Here is a 208-nt window from a genome sequence, read left to right on the forward strand (position 1 = left end):
TTGCGGCCAACGATCTTCTTATTGGCATCATATCCTCGCGCTTTGGCATTCGGCGCCTTCACCGTCTGGCTGTCGAGCACACCACCAGACGGGCTGGCTTCACGTCCGCTACGCTCCCGGTCAAGCATCAGCGACACGTCGTGAATGGTCTGGAACAGCATCCGACGCACGAACCGTCGAAACCACCAGTATACGGTTTGCCACGGGC

Annotated in this window: 1 pseudogene; it reads right to left on the minus strand. The window is 59.1% G+C overall.

Annotation, left to right across the window (positions count from 1 at the left end):
- A pseudogene (locus tag GSQ83_RS03540) lies at window positions 1-208 on the minus strand (IS5/IS1182 family transposase); the annotation flags it as partial.

This window comes from Acidisoma sp. L85, from assembly GCF_009765865.1.
Taxonomy (GTDB): Bacteria; Pseudomonadota; Alphaproteobacteria; order Acetobacterales; family Acetobacteraceae; genus Acidisoma.